Source organism: Flavobacterium davisii, from assembly GCF_019565505.1.
Lineage (GTDB): Bacteria > Bacteroidota > Bacteroidia > Flavobacteriales > Flavobacteriaceae > Flavobacterium > Flavobacterium davisii.
The window spans coordinates 1,274,093-1,293,419 of the sequence record NZ_CP067378.1 but is presented as its reverse complement, the minus strand read 5'-3'; the positions used below and the strand labels follow the sequence as shown (position 1 = coordinate 1,293,419).

General features: G+C 30.2%; 11 protein-coding genes and 5 pseudogenes. 7 read left to right on the top strand and 9 right to left on the bottom strand.

Going from position 1 to position 19,327, the window contains the following annotated elements; all coding sequences use genetic code 11:
* Positions 1–356: 356 nt before the first annotated feature.
* Positions 357–2,531 (bottom strand): annotated as a pseudogene (locus JJC05_RS06335) (carboxy terminal-processing peptidase).
* A gap of 132 nt (positions 2,532–2,663) precedes the next feature.
* Here JJC05_RS06335 and surE point away from each other — a divergent pair.
* The 4 genes and pseudogenes from surE (at position 2,664) to JJC05_RS06315 (ending at position 6,945) form a co-directional block, all read left to right on the top strand.
* A pseudogene (gene surE / locus JJC05_RS06330) lies at positions 2,664–3,436 on the top strand (5'/3'-nucleotidase SurE).
* The gene (locus tag JJC05_RS06325) at positions 3,429–3,701 is read left to right on the top strand and encodes a hypothetical protein (protein ID WP_088392287.1); all 273 of its coding nucleotides are present in this window, start codon (positions 3,429–3,431) and stop codon (positions 3,699–3,701) included. Before surE ends, JJC05_RS06325 begins: the two are co-directional and overlap by 8 nt.
* Positions 3,702–4,819, top strand: a pseudogene (gene lpxB, locus JJC05_RS06320) (lipid-A-disaccharide synthase). It begins immediately after the preceding gene.
* Between the two features lie 86 nt (positions 4,820–4,905).
* Complete coding sequence (locus JJC05_RS06315) at positions 4,906–6,945, top strand: ComEC/Rec2 family competence protein (RefSeq protein WP_258929570.1); 2,040 nt, start codon at positions 4,906–4,908, stop codon at positions 6,943–6,945.
* 3 nt (positions 6,946–6,948) lie between these two features.
* Here JJC05_RS06315 and JJC05_RS06310 read toward each other — a convergent pair whose 3' ends face one another.
* From JJC05_RS06310 to JJC05_RS06285, 6 genes and pseudogenes are all read right to left on the bottom strand, one after another.
* Positions 6,949–7,455, bottom strand: a complete 507-nt coding sequence (locus JJC05_RS06310) for a thioredoxin family protein (protein ID WP_105195702.1) — start codon at positions 7,453–7,455, stop codon at positions 6,949–6,951.
* A gap of 202 nt (positions 7,456–7,657) precedes the next feature.
* Positions 7,658–8,116 (bottom strand): thioredoxin family protein, encoded by a 459-nt coding sequence (locus tag JJC05_RS06305; protein ID WP_105195701.1) that lies wholly within the window; start codon positions 8,114–8,116, stop codon positions 7,658–7,660.
* 50 nt (positions 8,117–8,166) lie between these two features.
* Positions 8,167–9,648, bottom strand: a pseudogene (locus tag JJC05_RS18740) (peptide MFS transporter).
* A 16-nt stretch (positions 9,649–9,664) separates the two neighbouring features.
* The gene (locus JJC05_RS06295) at positions 9,665–11,317 is read right to left on the bottom strand and encodes a peptide MFS transporter (RefSeq protein WP_105195699.1); all 1,653 of its coding nucleotides are present in this window, start codon (positions 11,315–11,317) and stop codon (positions 9,665–9,667) included.
* 69 nt (positions 11,318–11,386) lie between these two features.
* A complete protein-coding gene (locus tag JJC05_RS06290; protein WP_105195698.1) occupies positions 11,387–12,919 on the bottom strand; it encodes a peptide MFS transporter in 1,533 nt (510 codons plus the stop codon).
* Positions 12,920–13,001: 82 nt separating this feature from the next.
* A pseudogene (locus tag JJC05_RS06285) lies at positions 13,002–15,172 on the bottom strand (S9 family peptidase).
* A 494-nt stretch (positions 15,173–15,666) separates the two neighbouring features.
* Between JJC05_RS06285 and JJC05_RS06280 the strand changes: the two are divergent.
* On the top strand, positions 15,667–16,983 hold the full coding sequence (locus tag JJC05_RS06280; RefSeq protein ID WP_088392305.1) for a hydroxymethylglutaryl-CoA reductase, degradative: 1,317 nt from the start codon (positions 15,667–15,669) through the stop codon (positions 16,981–16,983).
* Between the two features lie 29 nt (positions 16,984–17,012).
* Positions 17,013–17,924 (top strand): GYDIA family GHMP kinase, encoded by a 912-nt coding sequence (locus JJC05_RS06275; RefSeq protein WP_105195696.1) that lies wholly within the window; start codon positions 17,013–17,015, stop codon positions 17,922–17,924.
* Here the strand turns inward: JJC05_RS06275 and JJC05_RS06270 are convergent.
* Both JJC05_RS06270 and JJC05_RS06265 read right to left on the bottom strand, forming a co-directional pair.
* Positions 17,919–18,080, bottom strand: a complete 162-nt coding sequence (locus JJC05_RS06270; RefSeq protein ID WP_235878585.1) for a hypothetical protein — start codon at positions 18,078–18,080, stop codon at positions 17,919–17,921. The two genes, JJC05_RS06275 and JJC05_RS06270, sit on opposite strands and share 6 nt — an antisense overlap.
* A gap of 39 nt (positions 18,081–18,119) precedes the next feature.
* Complete coding sequence (locus tag JJC05_RS06265; RefSeq protein WP_235878583.1) at positions 18,120–18,470, bottom strand: hypothetical protein; 351 nt, start codon at positions 18,468–18,470, stop codon at positions 18,120–18,122.
* A gap of 143 nt (positions 18,471–18,613) precedes the next feature.
* Here JJC05_RS06265 and JJC05_RS06260 point away from each other — a divergent pair, with 143 nt between their 5' ends.
* Positions 18,614–19,324 carry a DNA/RNA non-specific endonuclease gene (locus JJC05_RS06260; RefSeq protein ID WP_235878825.1) on the top strand — a complete coding sequence of 237 codons (711 nt, stop codon included), beginning with the start codon at positions 18,614–18,616 and terminating at the stop codon, positions 19,322–19,324.
* Positions 19,325–19,327 lie beyond the last annotated feature (3 nt).

Below are 19,327 nucleotides of genomic sequence, written 5' to 3'. Positions count from 1 at the left end.
AATAATACTTTCTTGAAATCTGGGTTAAATAAAAATATAGACGTATAGAAATAGAAACAATATTATATAATACGTTTTGAAGTTCTTTTTAAATGATTTCTAATCAATTTACTTATGTAACTTAAGTTTTTTTGTTGTATAAGAATTTATATTTTTAAATGTTGTAAAAATGGTTAATGCTTAAGTTAAGGAAAAGATTATGTGAATAGATAGTTTTATATATTAAGCTAAAAGGAATAAGGATATAAAGATTATTATTGAAAGAATGTGTTTTTGAAAATGTTTTAGACTGTATTTTGGATTTTTATATAAGCAAAGAGGTCGCCCTAAGGCGACCTCTTTGCTTATATGATTTTTTACGATTTTACAACTAATTTGTTTTTTTTTGTAGGAGATGTTTTGTTTGTAAATGAAGGACTTTTAATTTCACTTAAAACGTTAATCGCTTCATCTATGTAGGCATCTTTAGAAATAGCGTCAAACCAGTCTTTACGCTTTTGTGCAAAAATAGGATCTTTTTTTATTAGCTCATTTTCATCTGTTATATTATTAATACCTAAATTGTTTTTGTATTTTGTAATATCTTTAAATTTTTTGGTGGCTTCTTCTATATTTTTTTGTTCCGTAATGAATTTATCCATTTTAAGATTAACCATGCTTTCGTCTTTTCTTTCATTTATCCATTTGGCATTTTGGTCTATTAACTTAAATTGTGGATTTTCTATAACTCTTTTTTGACTGTTTGCTACAACACTAGCAAAATTGCTTATACTGTTTGTTACTTGGTAATTGGCAGGGTCTATTTTGTCCCATTGTAAAGCTTTCTTTTCGTCTCTTTCTCCTATCTTTATATAAGTATACCGATCAGGAAAAACAACATCACTTGTAACGCCTTCTAATTGAGTAGAGCCACCGTTTACTCTGTAAAACTTTTGAGTAGTGGTTTTTAAGGCTCCCATATTAAAGTTGAGATTAAATTTTGTTTTTAATTGATTTAGATCGAAAACATTTTGAACAGTTCCTTTTCCAAAAGATTGTTTACTTCCTAAAATAATCCCTCTTTTATAATCTTGGATAGCGGCTGCAAATATTTCTGATGCTGAGGCTGAAAAATTATTTTGTAGGACTACTAATGGGCCATTCCATTGAACTTTGGTATTATGATCAGATAAAACATCTTTTTTATGTCCAGACGATTTAACTTGTACTACAGGTCCTTGATCAATAAATAGACCTGTTATATCTACAACTGTTTTTAGGGAACCTCCTCCATTGTCGCGCAGATCCATAACAATGCCTTCCACTCCTGCTTTTTTAAGTTTTAGGACTTCTGCTTCTACATCTTTAGCGGCATCACGATTATCATCGTTTTCAAAATCAATATAAAATTTTGGTAAATGAATTAGTCCAAATTTTCTTCCATTTTTTTCAAGTATACTTGACTTAGCGTATGTTTCTTCTATTTCAACAATGTCACGTATTAAACGTATTACTTTTATTGTTCCATCTGTCTTTTTTACCGTTAGACGAACTTCTGTTCCTTTTGGACCTTTTATCTTTTTGACTACATCATCAAGACGCATTCCCACAACATCTACTGGTTCATTATTTCCTTGGGCTACTTTTAATACAATGTCACCTCGGTTCTAACTCTTTGTTTTTCCATGCGGGACCTCCAGAAATTAATTCTGAAATTTCAGTATTATCATTCTTTTTTGTAGTTTGGCACCAATACCTTCTAATTTGCCGCTCATGCTTATGTCGAACTTTTCTTTTTCTTCTGGAGCAAAATAGAAAGTATGTGGATCAAATTGTGTTACAATTGAATTTAAGTAAACTTCAAACCAATCTTCGCGATCTAAATCACTAACAAAATCAAAATATTCATCTAGATTTTTTATAGCAGCTTCTCTTGATTCTTTTTCTAGTTGATCAAATGTTTTGCTTGAATAGTTGGGATCTTTTGCTTTTTTTTCATCCTCTAGTTTTTGTTTATCTACAACAGATGCTAGAGTAGAAAGTTTGATTTGTAAACGCCATCTGTTTTTTAATTCATTATAATTTTTTGAAAATTCAATTTTATCTGAGTCTATGTCTATAGATTCATCTAGGTTGAAATTAAAAGGTTTGTCATTTAATGCTCTGTAAATAACTTTAGCTTCGTTCATTCTTTTTTGAAGTCTTTCGTATACGAGATTAAAAAAACTCAGGTTTCGAGCTTGTATCATGTCGTCGATTTGATACTCAAAATTTTTAAATTCTCGAATGTCTGATTCAATAAAAAAACGTTTAGAAGGATCTAAGGCATCAATGAAATTTTCGAATACATTTTTTGAAAAATTATCGTTGATAGTAGCAGGGGTGTAGTGGTAAACTTCTAAAACGCTTACAATCGCGTCTAGTAGAACTCGATCCTTTTCTGGGTCTTCAGTTTTAAATGTTGGTTTAAAACTCCATAATACAGCTGATACTGCTACTGTGAGCAGTAATAATTTGTAGTTCTTTTTCATAAATGTCCAGATTGTATCCATATCTAAATACTAAAATACATAAAAAAATATGCTAAAATAATGTTGAGGCTATAATTTTTTGTTAAAGCTACAAAATTAGTTAGAACAATTTAAATTCCTTATTTTAGCAAGACTTTTTTATGTATTATTTAAATGAAAAAACCACTTATATTAGTAACGAATGACGATGGGATTACAGCTCCGGCATACGAAATTTAGTAGAAATAGTTAAAGAGATTGGAAATGTAGTAGTTGTAGCTCCCGATAGTCCTCAAAGCGGAATGGGACATGCTATTACTGTAAATAGTACATTGTACTTAAATAAGATATCGGCTGATGATGCGGAAGTATTAGAATATACAACATCAGGAACTCCTTCAGATTGCGTTAAGATGGCAAAAAATGAGATAATAAATGAACCTATTGATCTTTGTGTATCAGGAATTAATCATGGGTCTAATTCTGCTATTAATGTTATTTATTCAGGTACGATGAGTGCCGTTATAGAAGCTGGAATTGAAGGAATCCCTTCTATTGGCTTTTCTTTGTGTGATTTTTCGTGGAATGCTGATTTTAGTGCTCTTAAGCCCTATATAACAAAAATTATTGAACAGGTTTTACAAAATGGATTACCTAAAGGGGTTGTGTTAAATGTTAATTTTCCCAAATTACCTGCTTCTGATATAAAAGGTATCAAAATAGGCCGTCAAGCAAAGGCTAAATGGGTTGAAAAGTTTGATAAAAGGCAATCGCCTTTTGGAAAAGATTATTATTGGTTAGCAGGTGAATTTATTTGTGAAGATATAGGAAAGGATACAGATGAATGGGCATTAGCTAATGGATATGTATCTATTGTACCTATTCAATTTGATTTAACAGCTTATCATGCCATTCAAGAACTTAATAATTGGAAATGGGATGAATAAGTTAGAGTTAATAAAAGGAACAATTCTTGGTTTTTTAGCCGCTTTGATAGGTGTTTTTTTATTTTTTAAACTTTTTACGAATTATAATTTTATTGATGGAATTACTCAAATGAAATCTTTAGGTTTTCTAGGTAAAATAATCACTTTAGGAGCGATGCTAAATATGGTGATTTTTTTTGGGTTATTAAAATTAAATAAAGAATTAATGGCTAGAGGTGTAGTGTTATCAACTATTATTTTAGCTATTATTACACTTTTTGTATAGATGAAATATTATATTATAGCAGGTGAAGCTTCGGGAGATTTGCACGGAGCTAATTTAATGAAGGCTCTTTATAAGGAAGATCCTAAGGCTGATATCCGTTTTTGGGGAGGCGATTTAATGCAAGAATCGGGAGGTGTTTTAGTAAAACATTATCGTGATTTGGCTTTTATGGGATTCGTAGAGGTTGTAATGAACTTGAATACAATATTTAAAAATCTTAAATTTTGTAAAGAAGATATACTGAATTTTGCACCAGATGCTATTATCTTTATTGATTATCCAGGATTTAATATGCGGATTGCTAAGTGGGCAAAAAGTTTAGGTATTGCTACACATTACTACATTTCACCACAAATATGGGCTTGGAAAGAAAATAGAATTCATGCTATAAAAAGAGATGTTGACCAAATGTATGTAATATTACCTTTTGAAAAAGAATTTTATGAAAAAAAACATAATTATAAAGTTCATTTTGTAGGACATCCGCTTTTAGATGCTATTAAAAATAAAAAACATACAAAGGCAATTTCATTGAGAGAAGAGTTTAATTTGTCCTCTAAACCAATTATTGCATTATTACCGGAAGTAGGAAACAAGAAATTACTAAAATGCTCTCTGAAATGTTAAGCATAGTTCCGTATTTTCCAGATTATCAATTTGTAATAGCGGGAGCGCCTAGTCAAGAATTTTCTTTTTATGAAAAATTCTTAGATGGTAAATCGGTTCAATTTATTTCAAATAGGACTTATGATCTGTTAAGTATTTCTCATGCTGCTTTAGTAACATCGGGAACAGCTACCTTAGAAACAGCACTGTTAAAAGTTCCAGAAGTGGTTTTGTATAAAGGAAACGCGATTTCTTATCAAATTGCAAAGCGTATTATTACGTTAAAATATATATCTTTAGTAAACTTGATTATGGATCTTCCTGTGGTGTCAGAATTAATACAAGATGAATGTAATTCAAGTAGAATTAAAGAAGAACTAGAAAAAATATTGGAAGGCAATGGTCGAGAAAAAATGTTAAGATCTTATGAAGAATTAGAAGTTGTTTTAGGAGGAAGCGGTGCTAGTGCGAATACAGCTCGACTAATTGTACAGAATATGAATGAAAGATAGCTTTTATAATTTTTTAAAAAGAAAGTTAAGTTGTCAAAAAACGAAACAGCGATTGTGTCCTAGATAAAAATTAACTATTATTTGAAATGAAACTCTATCAATTCCCACTAATAAAATCGGTTTTTTGGTTTATACTGGGAATTGTGTTGTTTCATTTTTTTACATTTTCCTTCTTTTCCATCATTTTCATCTGGGGTTTCCTAATTTCAATTGGTTTGATTTTTTCTATTACTTTTTTTAGAAAGCAAATAGGACAATTAGGAATGTCAATTCTTATTTCATTAATTTTTACTATTAGTGGAATTTTGATTTCTATGCTACATGAAGACACTTGTAGATCAAGTCATTTTACACATTATCAAAATTGGGGTAAAAAAGTTTATATAAAAGGAATAATTTATGAACGTTTAAAAAGTACTCCTAATAAAAAACGATATATAGTTTCTATTCAATCAATAAATCAAAAAAACAATTCAGGAAAAGTAATCCTAAATATAATTAAAGAAAAACAAAATGCTATAGAGTTAACGATAGGTTCTGTGTTATTGATGAAAGGAGTTATATATCCTATACAAACAGTTAATAATTTAGGACAATTTGATTATGCCTCTTATCTTAAAACAAAAAACATATACGGTCAATTATGTGTTAAAAAAGAAGATTTAAAAAGTATAAGTCCCCCTGTAAGATCTATTCGATATTACGCAGCTTTATTTCGAGATCGAATTATAAATAGACTACAAAAGAATGGGTTTCCTGAAAAAGAGCTGGCTGTTTTAACAGCATTGGTTATAGGCCAGCAACAAGAGGTAGATGAACATTTGACAAGAGTTTACCAAGATGCAGGTATTATACATATACTTTCGGTGTCAGGTCTACATGTGGGGATTCTTTATCTTATACTAGATTTCATATTGGCTGTTTTTTTGAGAGATAAAAGATATGATTTATTGAAACTGTTTTTTGTTTTATTAGGATTGTGGGGATTTGCTTTTGTTGCAGGTTTAGCTGCTTCTGTAGTACGCTCTACTGTTATGTTTAGTATGCTAGCAATTGGAGTAAGCTTTAAAAAAGAAATTAATATATATAATACGCTTGCTGCTTCTGTATTTCTGATTCTAATTGTGCAACCAGCTTTTCTTTTTGATATCGGATTTCAACTGAGTTATTTAGCGGTTCTTTCTATTGTGAGTATGCAGCCTATTGTCATTGGATTATGGAGTCCTAAAAATAAGATTGTATTATTTTTTTGGAAATTATTTGTGGTCTCTTTAGTAGCTCAAATAGGAACTTTACCCTTAAGTTTATATTACTTTCATCAAATTCCGGGTTTGTTTTTTATTGCAAATCTTTTGGTAATACCTCTTTTAGAATATATTATAATGCCTTTAGGTGTATTGGTTGTGTTATTCGCTTATTTTAATTGTGTAGTAGATGTGTTTGTTTGGATTTTGGTAAAAATAATTCAACTGATGAATTTTGTGATAAAATGGATTGCTTCTTTTGAAGAATTTATATGGAAGGGAATCCCTTTTACTTTTGAATTAATGTTAGTCAGTTATATAATAAGTATATTTCTCTTTATTTGGCTACAAAAACCGAGATTTAAGACAATAATAACTGTATGTAGTTTTTTATTACTGTTTCAAACGATCCTGATTTTAAAAAAAATAAAAGATTTGAACGAAGAAAAACTTATTGTTTTTCATGTCCCTAAACAAAGAATGATTGCGATTAGTAAGAGAGGGAAAACATTAGTGTATACCAATAATGCAATAGGTAAAGGTCGTCATTTAGAACATGTTTTGCATGATTATCAAGTTCAAGGATTTAATGAAATATTCCATATAGATAAAGAACAACATGTTTTTTGGATTTCAGGTAAAAAAGTATTGCTTGTTGATTCTAATGATTTTGTGTTAGATAAAACAAATGTTGATTTTTTGATTTTATCCAATTCTCCTAAAATAAATTTAGAGCGAATGATAAGACAATATAGACCTAAAATGATTATTTCAGATGGTTCTAATTTTAAAAGTTATGTGAAGTTTTTTAAGGCTACATGCCTAAAAAGAAAAATCCCTTTTCATAACACGTTTGAAAAGGGATCCTGTATAATTGAGTAAGAATTATTTTTTTTGTTTTTTGTTAGAGCTATAATTTTTAAGTATTTTATTGGCTCCATCTATCCATACCGCTGGACCGCCAGCTACATAACCTGTACTGCCCAATTGTTGGAAATTTATTTTTCCTTCTTTTTCTTGTGCTTGTACAAACCATACCGTAGGGTATCCTTGAACTTGAAATAATTGTTGTAATTGTGTGTTTTGAGTTTTTAATTCAGTTGCTTGTTCTGTTCTTCTTGGAAAATCTAATTCTACTAAAATTACATTTTCTTTTGCCCATTTTTCAAATTCTGGGGTTTTAAATACTTCTTTTTGTAAGCGAATACACCATCCGCACCAATCGCTACCAGTAAAAAAGAAGAACAACGGTTTGTCCTGTTTTTTTGCTAATGCTACTGCTTTTTTTACATCAGTATGCCATTCTAAATTTTTATCTTCTGTCGTTTTTAAAACAAAACTCATGATGAAGAATGATAAGAGAGTTGTTAAGAGTATTTTTGTTATTTTCATAATGTTAAAAATTTATTTTCCAGCATAAAGATAGAATTTGTTAATAGAACTTTATATCAAGTTGTCTTTTAATTATTAATATGTTTGTCTAATGAAAAGCGCGTTAACAACGATTTTGTATAGAAGCGGTTTGATTTTTTTTGATTAAAGAAAAAAAGGCTTTTTTGTACTATACAGGAGAGCTACGGCATAGATGACATTATTAACTTTTTAAAATATGTAATAATTCGGTAGGATCTTTAGCCCCTTCAATTACTTCTTTTATGTTACCGCGAGTATCTAATATATAAAGGGTTGGATAGCTCGGAACTTTTAAGTATTTAGTTAATTCATGTGTGCTATTACGTCCTTTTCTTTCGGGATCATAATTAGGGTTGTCAAAATAATTTCCTAAATAATTTACTCTAGAATTTCCTTCTGCATTAAATTTAACGGCATAAAAATTTCGGTTAATATATTCTACAACATCTGCATCTTGAAAAGTGCCCTTGTCCATCATTTTGCAAGGAGCATGCCAGTCCGTATAAACATTTAAAAAAATAGGTTTAGGCATTCTTTTTTGTTTTGCTAAAGCGTCATCAAGAGATAACCAGTTGATATCTTGAGCGTATAAACCAAAACTGCTTATGGTGAAGAGTAATATGAGTAAAGTTTTATTCATGTTTATTTTTTTAGATTCCTAATCTCAAAAATAATGCCGAATTTGTGAAATTATCTCACTTCTTGCATTAATTTTTTAATTAATGGTGAAATTACGATTAAAATTAAACCTGCTATTAAAGCGTATAAGGCTAATGTATAATATCCATCAGTATAAGACTGGAGTTTTGAAAGTAGCGTAGTTCCGGTATTAGATTGCGAAATTTCAGCACCTAACTTTCCAGCAGCTAATTGTCCAAATGCACTAGCTAAAAACCATAATCCCATCATCATACCAAATAATCTTTTGGGTGATAATTTTGTAATAATAGACATACCTATTGGTCCCAAACAGAGTTCTCCTATAGTGGTAATAAAGTACGCAAAAGTAAATACATTTAGTGAGGTAAGACCATTAGAGTGGGCAAAAAATTTTGTTGAATAGAAAAGATAAAATGAAGCTGAAAGAAATAAAAAACCAATGCCAAACTTAATTAGTGTATTGGGTTCTCGTTTTCTTTTTGCTAATCCTAACCACAACAATCCGATAAGCGGACTTAAAACAATAACAAAAAAGTATTAGAACTATTGTTTACCACATTGGGATCTATTGTAAAACCAAGTAAATTATTGTTTAAATTATCTTTAGCAAATAAAGATAAAGAACCTCCACTTTGTTCATAGATTGCGTTAAAAAGGAAATAGAAAAATATAAAGGAAAAAGCCGCAATCAATTTTTTTTTGAGAACTCGAATCCCTAAGTTTTATTAATTCATATACAAAATACGTAATAGCTACAATTCCAATGGTATACATAAAATAATCTGTATAGTCAGTATTAATTACCATACCATGAATAAAAGGGATGCTTAATAATGAGCCTACATATACAGCTATTTCTCTTATTCTTCTTTTATCTTTTGGTAATGTTGTTAGAGGAGAATCGCCAATAGGACCTAAATGTTTTTTTGTGAATAAAAAAGTAATCAAACCAACAATCATAACAATAGCAGCGGCTAAAAAGCATAAAGTCCATGAATGATATTTACCTAAATAAATACATAATGCACCACCTAAAAGACCGCCAATATTTATTCCTGCATAAAACATACCATACCCTGCATCTCTTCTAGGGTCTTTTTCATCATATAACGCGCCTACCATAGAAGAAATATTGGGCTTAAAAAAACCTGTTCCTATAATAGAAAAAGCAATACCATAATAAAACATTTGCTGTGGAGCGAAAGCAATAAGTAAATTGCCTAAAATCATGACGATACCTCCAAAGAAAAGAGATTTTTTAAAACCTAGAATTTTATCTGCAAAAATTCCTCCAATAAAGGTAAAAGCGTACACAAAAGCTTGAATAGCACCATATTGTAAATTGGCAGCATGATCTTGAAGTAATAATTGATCGACCATAAAAAAAGTAAGTACTCCTCGCATGCCGTAAAAACAAAAACGTTCCCACATTTCTACGGTGAACAAATACCATAACTGTTTAGGGTATTTACCTTTAAAATTTTGAATTTCTTCTATTGTTGTTGTTGACATAATGATAAGATTAAAATTAATTCATTCCTTTTTCTTTCATAACGCTGTTCAATCTTTTTAGGATAGATAAACCTAATGCGGTTGCAAATAATAATAATAACATGTTTACAATAAAAAAATTGGCTTTATTCTCGTAATCGTACCACATACTAGCTAATACACCAGAAAGTTTGTTTCCAATTGAAATAGATAAGAAGAAACCTCCCATCATTAAGGCTGTAAGTCTTGGTGGAGCTAATTTAGAAACAATAGATAATCCCATAGGAGATAAACAAAGCTCGCCAATTGTGATAACACCATAAGTAGCCACTAACCATAAAGGAGATACTTTAATAGAACCATTATTTCCAGCATATACAGCAGCTACCATAACTAAACAGGAAAGACCTGATATAAATAAGCCCAATACAATTTTAGAAGGAGTACTTGGTTCTCTGTTTTTACGACGTAACATAATAAAAAAGCCCACTACTACTGGAGTAAGAAGAATGATCCATCCCGGATTTACGGATTGAAATAATTCCGTATTAATAAGAGAAACTTTTTGTGTTGGATTAGTTGTTAGGTTAGCCAATTTTTCTGGCGTTTCATTTTGAAAATAGACATCTTTACCTTGTGTTTTAATAGGTTCTCCATTTTCATTTTTCTCTGCTTGAAATTGATGATCGTATTTTTGAACTTCTTTTGTGGTAAAATCTTTTTGATCTACTAGATAAATAGAAGATAGAAAATTTTCTGTAGAACCTGTAACTTGTCTATCTGTATAATAATTTGCCCAACGGGTTAAAGCCGTTCCATTTTGTTTAAATACGGCCCAAAATAACATACCAACAGCAAAAATGGCTAGTAGAGCACCTAAAGGACGTTTGTCTTCGGAATTAGCTTTTAGATATAAACGAACATAGAAGATAATAACGGGAATGCAGGCAAAGATAAAGGCATCCGTAGAATCTGATTTAAAAATATTGCCAGGAATCATCCAGCCTATAGCTCCACATATAATAGCTGGTAGAAACACTTTTCCTAAAATACTGGCTAATGATATGTCACCTTCTTGAACAGGTTTCGTAATATTAGCATCTTCTAAATGTTTTCTTCCTAAAGTAAAAATAATCAAACCTAAAAACATGCCTATACCAGCTGTTATAAAAGCAGCACTCCATCCGTATTGATTGCGCATGAAAGCAGCTATAATATTACATAAGAATGCTCCTATATTTATACCCATATAGAAAATATTATATCCTGCATCTTTATTTGCAGCATATTTTTCATCTGTATATAAGTTCCCAACAAGGGTAGAAATACTTGGTTTAAAGAAACCATTTCCAATAACAATTAAAGCCATTGAAATATAAAAAACAGTTAGGTTGTGAAAACCTAGTCCTATATATCCTAGCCCCATCAGAGAACCTCCTAGATAAACGGATTTGAAATAACCTAAATAGCGATCAGCCATATAACCTCCCAAAAAAGGGGTTAAGTAGGTTAATGCTATAAAACTACCAAATATGTCATCTGCTTGTTTGTCACTAAAAGCCAATCCTCCTGTAGTAGTAGGATCAATCATGTATAAGACAAAAATTCCAATGATAAGATAATAACCAAAACGTTCCCACATTTCAGTAAAAAACAAAAATAATAATCCTTTAGGGTGTTTATTTTTCATGTGAATTAGTATTTAAAAAGCCTGTAACATTTTTGTTACAGGCTTGAAAGATATAAAATATTTAATGAATTATCTATTTTCTACTGATAAGTCAATCTCTTCTTTGTGGTCTTCTTGCATCATTTTTTGTAACCAAGAACTTAAAATAAATAAAATACCTGCTGCTACGCCTGTCATAATGATGAATAACATAAAGAACTCATATAAATTAGTAATTTGAAATCCTAAGAATGAAGGATATACTAAAGGTGCAGTTGATCCTGCTTCAGGTGATGGTGGTATTAATGAAGATAGAGTACCTGCAAACTTATTTGCAGCAGCATTTGCTAAAAACCAAGTTCCCATTAATAAAGAAGATAATCGTAAAGGAGCCAATTTAGATACCATAGATAAACCAATAGGAGAAAGGCATAATTCGCCAATTGAATGAATAATGTATAAACCAATTAACCACCACATAGATACTTTTTCATCCATTCCAAGCCCCTTAACTGCTATAGCAATTACACCGTAACCTAAAGCCACTAGCGCAAGTCCTAATGCCATTTTTTTAGGAGAGGAAGGTTCTGCATTGCGTTTGTATAAAAAGCCCCATACTATTGACATAATGGGAGCTAATAAAATTACAGCTAAAGGATTTACAGATTGAAAATAAGAAGCAGGCATTTCCCATCCAAATAAGTTACGGTTAGTTTGTCTGTCAGCAAATAAAGTTAAAGATGCGCCAGCCTGTTCAAAAGCTCCCCAAAAAAAGATTACGAAGAAAGCTAAAATAAAGATTACTAAAATTCGATTTCTCTCGATACTAGTTAAGCTTTTGTCTGTTAAAATGATTAGCGGCATTACCACCATTGAACCATAAATGAAATATCCAATAACGTCTGTGTCCGTGCTAAATAATTGCTTGAAGTTAAGCATAAAAAATACGATACCAATAGATCCTATTATGTATAATATGTTTTTTAAATCTAGTTGTTTAACAGGTAGACCTATTTCTTTGCCTTCTTCAGAAACTAAAAATTTCTTTTGAAATAGAGCAAAGAAGATTAAACTCATAAACATTCCTATACAAGCTGCTAAGAATCCCCATTTGAAATCCATAGAACCACATACTAATGGGGAGAAAAATGCACCTAAGTTAATTCCCATATAAAATATAGTAAAAGCACTGTCAATACGACGGTCATTGGTAGGGTATAATTGACCTACCATTGTTGAAATATTTGGTTTGAAGAAACCATTTCCAATAATAATGGCAGTAAGACCTAACCACATTAATGCAACTCCTCCGTTAGCACCTGTTGTGGCACTTAAAAACATGAAAAATTGACCAATAGCCATTAATAACCCACCAATCATGATACTTCTTCTATTTCCTAGGAACTTATCACAAAGATATCCCCCTAAAAGAGGCGTTAAATAGACAAGACCAGTATAACTTCCGTAAATTTCAGATGCTTCTGCATCTTTCATTAATAAGATTTTTGTCATAAATAGAATGAAAATTGCTCTCATTCCGTAGTAACTGAATCGTTCCCACATTTCTGTAAAGAACAAGAAATACAGTCCTTTAGGATGTCCTTGTTTTGCTGTTTCGCTCATTTTAAATTTATTTAATTTTGGTTTTGGTTATTGTTTTATCTTTGCTAATCTTTTAAAAGCTGACAAGTATAATTTATTTACTCTATAATTTTTCTTTAATAAAGTTTGTCATTTTAGTATACAACTGCAAGCGTGTTTTTCCACCGTAAATACCATGATTTTTATCAGGATAAATAGCCCAGTCAAATTGTTTGTTAGCTTGTACTAAAGCTTCTATCATTTTCATAGTGTTTTGTACATGTACATTATCGTCAGCCGTTCCATGAATTAATAAAAAGTTTCCTTTTAATTTGTTTACATGAGTAATAGGTGAATTACTGTCATAACCTTCTGCATTCTCTTGAGGTGTTTGCATATAGCGTTCTGTATAAATACTATCATAAAACCTCCAAGAAGTTACAGGTGCAACTGCTATAGCTGTTTTAAAGATATCAGCTCCTTGAAAAATACAATTAGATGCCATAAAACCTCCAAATGACCAGCCAAAGATACCAATTCTCGTTTTATCTACGTAAGAATAATTACCGATTACTTTTGCGGCATCTATTTGGTCTATTACTTCATATTTTCCTAACTCTTTGTAAGTACATTTCTTAAATTCAGCTCCTTTAAAACCAGTGCCTCGTCCATCTACACAAACGACAATGTAACCTTGTTGTGTTAACATTTTAAACCAGTAATCGTCATTATTATTCCATCTGTTAGCTACTTGTTGTGAGCCCTGGTCCAGAATATTGAAACATGAATACAGGGTATTTTTTTGCAGTATCAAAATCTTTGGGTTTAATCATCCAAGCATTTAGTTTGTTTCCTTTTTCTGTTGTTAGTTCAAAAAAATCTTTTGAAGGCAAACTATAGTTGATTAGTTTTTCTTCTAGTTTTTCGTTAGAAGCGATTATTTTAATTTCTTTTCCTGTTTTGGAATCATTAAGAGTGTATTTAGGTGCATTTTTAGCACTTGAATAAGAATTAATAAAGTATTGAAAGTTTGGGCTAAAAGTGGCCGTATTTGTTCCTGTTTGGCTTGTTAAACGTTTTTTTGCATTTCCATCAATTTTTATTGCGTATACATCGCGATTGATTGAGCCATTTTCAACTGATTGGTAGTAAATTATTTCATTTTTTTCGTCATAACCATAATAATTCGTTACTTCCCATGCTCCTTTTGTTATCTGTTTTTTTAAATCCCCCTTTTGTCGTAATGATAAATATGATTATATCCATCTTTTTCGGAGGTCCAAATAAAACTATTATCTTTTAAGAAAGTTAAATTATCCGTTACATCTATATATGCCTTATCTTTTTCATTAAGGATAACTTTAGCTAATCCAGAATTTCCATCAACAAATAATAAATCTAAATTATTTTGATGACGATTTAAAATTTGGACACTTAATGTGTTCGCTTCATTAGTCCATTTTATGCGAGCAATGTAAAAATCCGTATAATGATCTAATTTTATTTTTTGAGTATTCCCTGTTTTTAAATCATAAATATGCAAAGATGCTACTGCATTCTTTTCACCTGCTTTAGGATATTTAAAGACAGATTGTAGCGGATACAAACCGTCATTGTATAAGTCCATCGAAAACTGAGGAACATCTGTTTCGTCAAAACGAATAAAACCGATTTTATCAGAACCTAAATTCCAGTCATACGCCTTTACAAATGAAAATTCTTCTTCATATACCCAATCTGTTACACCATTAATAATGCTATTTTTTTTGCCATCAGTTGTAATTTGTATATGCTTTTTTGAAGCTATATCATAAACATATAAGTTATTCTGATAGGCATAGGCTATTTTTGAGCCATCAGGAGAAAAGGTAGGCTCTTGTACTTTATAATCTGCCAATTTAGTTAATGATTTTGTAGAGGTATCATAAATAAAAAAATCAGCAACAAAAGAATGACGGAAGATCTGCTCACTATTATTTGCAATTAGTAGTTTTTTTCGTCTTTACTAAAAGTATAAGAGTCAATTCCTTCTAATTGTTTGAAATCTTTACTGTCAATTAACGTGGCTATTTTACTCAAAGTAGCAAAGTCATACAAGTTAATTTGTGAGGATTTAGAAGTACGATCAGAATCTAAAACAGTATATTGATTCGTGTTTTTCATGGCTTCTAAAGCAGTCATACTTTGAGCTCTAAAAGCTCCAGACCAAATTTCTTCTAAAGATATTTGTTTTTGAGCTATCGTTGAAAATGATACTAAAAACAGGAATAAGACGGATGTAATTTTGTTTTTCATTTTTTAGTTGATGTAAAAAATTGCCCAATTTTAGTAAAAAAAAACTAAATAATAACGTATTTTTTTGTTAAAAACTAATTTGTACTACATAAGGACTCCGATTAACTGTCGCTTTATTGTGTAAAATGTTTACTTTTGTTAATCGAAAGGAGTCATTAAAAAATGAATTTAGTATCATAGAATAATACGGAATAAGGTTTAAAAAAATATAAAACTTAGTCTTTTTTGTTTAGAGTAATATGATGAGTTTGCAATGGCTTATTTTATAAACAGTTAAAAAAGAAAATAATAAAACTAAATTTCAGAATATTGAAGAATAGGATAATTAAAATTTTATAAATAACGATTTAGAGTTTTAGAAAATGATCTTTTACAAGTGATTTAAAGTACTGTTTGTTGAAAATATTTAATTAAGCATCAAAAGAATATCAATGAAAGGTTGTTAGAATAAATAACTTCTTGATAGGATTAAAATAAAAATAGTAAAAAATAAAATGATTAAAGCAGTTAGCGGATTTTCAAAATTATCAAAGGAAGAAAAAATCAATTGGATAGTTAAAACCCATTTTTCAAATGTAGAAGAAGCAAAGAATATTATAAAACAGTATTGGAATAATGATACAAGTTTGCAAAAGTTACATGATGAGTTTATTGAAAATACCATTACCAATTTTTATTTACCTTTAGGGGTAGCACCTAATTTTATTATTAATGGAAAAAGTTATACGATTCCTTTTGCAGTAGAAGAAAGTAGTGTAGTAGCCGCTGCTAGTAAATCAGCTAAATTTTGGTCAGATCGTGGTGGGTTCAAAACGACTATTATAGATACAGAAAAGATTGGACAGGTTCATTTTATTTATAAAGGAGACAAACAAAAATTAGAAACTTTTTTTAAGACTATCAAATCAAAATTTTTTACAGAAACAGAAAGCCTTACCAAAAATATGCAAAAAAGGGGAGGAGGAATTTTAGATATCCAACTTCGTGATAAGACGTCTGATTTAGAAAATTATTTTCAGTTGCATGCTACTTTTGAAACAAAAGATTCAATGGGAGCGAATTTTATTAATTCATGTTTAGAACAATTTGCTAAAACATTAAAAATTGAGGCACAAACATTTCAGATATTTTCAGAAGAGGAAAAAGACATTGCAATTGTGATGAGTATTTTGTCTAATTACGTTCCTAATTGTTTAGTTCGAGCAGAAGTTTCTTGTAAAGTAGAAGAATTAGCTGAAAAAAACATTGAAAACCCACAAGAATTTGCAGAAAAATTTGTACAAGCAGTTCGTATAGCTGAAATAGAACCGTATCGTGCTGTTACACATAATAAAGGGATTATGAACGGAATAGATGCTGTAGTAATTGCTACAGGAAATGATTTTAGAGCAGTAGAAGCAGGAGTTCATGCTTATGCTTCAAAAGAAGGAAAGTATTCTAGTTTGTCTCATGCCAAAATAGAAAACGGAATTTTTACTTTCTGGATGGAAATTCCTTTAGCATTGGGTACAGTAGGAGGATTAACTACTCTGCACCCCTTAGTAAAAATAGCTCTAGAAATGTTAGAAAAACCATCTGCTAAAGAATTAATGCAAATAGTGGCAGTTGCTGGTTTAGCTCAAAATTTCGCTGCATTACGTAGTTTAACCACTACAGGGATTCAACAAGGACACATGAAAATGCACTTGATGAATATCTTGAATCAGTTTAATGCAAATGAGGAAGAACGTAAAAAAGTAATAAAGTACTTTGAAAAAAATACGGTTTCGCACAGTGCAGTAGTAGATTATTTAGTTGAAATTAGAAAGTAAAAATAAAATTTTACAAAGTAAGGGTAACAATGAAACAAACTTTTTATAGTAACGGGAAATTACTGATTACGGGTGAATATGTGGTTCTAGATGGTGCTCAGGCTTTAGGGTTACCGACCAAGTTTGGTCAGAATTTAATTGTTGAAGAAGGACCATCAAACACTTTTGAATGGGTTAGTTATGATCGTGATGGGAGTGTTTGGTTTGAAGCTACTTTTAGTTTTGATGATGTTGTAAATAAAAAAAAGTTCGAAGAAAATAAAATAAAATCAACATTAATTGAAATCCTCCATGAAGGATACTTATTAAATAAAGAATTTTTAAAGGGAAAATTAGGTTATAAAGTAAAAACAGTATTAAGCTTTCCAAAAGATTGGGGTTTAGGAACTTCGTCAACACTAATAAATAATATTGCACAATGGTTGGATATTGATGCTTTTACTTTGCTTAAAAATAGTTTCGGAGGTAGCGGTTATGATGTAGCTTGTGCCCAATACAATACACCTATTGTGTATCAACTGATAAATGAAGAGCCTCAGATTATTCAGGTAAATTTTGATCCTCATTTTGCTAATCAACTTTATTTTGTTTATTTAAATAAAAAGCAAAACAGTCGCGCTGCAATAGCAAATTATTATAAAAAACAAGAAAATATACAAGAGGTAATTCCTTTTATTAATGAGTTAACTCAACAAGTACTAAAGACCAATAGAATGGAAGAATTTTCTAAATCATTACAATTACATGAAAAAGAAATGAGTAAGATTTTGGATACGCAAACTGTTCAGGAAAATCTTTTTGCAGATTTTAAAGGAGTAGTTAAAAGTTTAGGTGCTTGGGGAGGTGATTTTGTATTGGTTGTTTCAAAAGAAAACCCTTTATCGTATTTTCGAGATAAAGGGTATACTGTAATACTATCTTATAAGGATATGATTTTATAGTTTTTCTAATTCACGTTCAGCTTTTTTTACTTTTTTATCTTGATTAGCTGCTTTTTCGCGCATTTTTTCTATTTTTTTATTCCATTTTTCTATATCTACAGGAGCTAATTTCCCTTTTTGGTTGAGCTTGTCAAACTTTTTTTTGTTCTTTTTCAATGTTTTGGTAAATATCTTCTTGTTTATCGCGTGCTTTTGCTAGGTCTTTTTTGCATCTTCTATCATTTTACGCTCTTTTTCAGCTTTTTGAAGCTGTTTTTCCATTTTTTTCTTATCCTTTTCTAATTGTTCTATTCGACGTCTTTCCTCTTTAACCCGATCTGCTTCTGCTTCTTTTAAAGCTTTTTCTTCTTTTAAAGCTTTTTCTTTTTCTTTTGCTACTCTTTTGGCTTCTTTTTCGGCTTCTTTTTGACTGATTTTAATTTTAGCAATAGAATCCTGTTTTTTAATTATTAATTGTTTTTCTATTTCAGATAATTTGTTTTCTTGTGCTTCTATTCCTATATAGCTAAGGATGAAAACTAATGAATAAATAAATTTTAAGTTCATAATGATTTTTTAAAAATTAGATCGTACTTTTTGTTTGGGGTTACTAAATTTACAAATATTATTTTAAAAAATATGAAGATGCCTATTTTTATTCTTTTTATATTCCTAGAATTAATTGTTTCAAGTTGTAAAAACAAAAAGAGATTAAAGAAAATAACCCTATATATTCAAAAATTGATTTTAATTTTTTATTACCTCTATCTAAAACAGGTCAGATAATACATCATAAATACTATACTCTCTCATATAGTGAAAAAGATGAACAGGCTGAATGGGTAGCGTATTGGCTAAATCGCAAGGATATTGTGTATATAAAATATAAACGACCTCATTTTGTAAATGATCCAATGGTTGAAGAGGAATCTGCTAATTGGAAAAATTATATTAGTTCAGGATATGAAAGGGGACATTTATGCCCTGCGGGAGATCGAAAATTTTCAAAGGAAGCTTTTGAGGAAACGTTTTATACTTCTAATATAGCACCCCAAAAAAGTAATTTTAATGGAGGAATTTGGAATCGATTAGAACAAAAAGCACGCTATTGGGCTAAAAAATATGATGGATTATATGTTGTTACAGGAGGTGTTTTGTCTGGTAAATTGAAACATATTGGGAGAGAAAAAGTAACCGTTCCAGATTTTTTTTATAAAGTATTATTGAATAAAAGGAATGATAGGTATCAAGCGATTGCTTTTTTAATACCTCATCAAGATTCAGATCGCCCGCTTTATGAATTTGTTGTTTCAATAGATGAAATAGAAGAATTAACAGGGATTGATTTCTTCTCTAAACTCTCCGACGCTATAGAGGATAAACTAGAAAGTAATCAAAATTATAACGAGTGGTGTTTTTAAAGA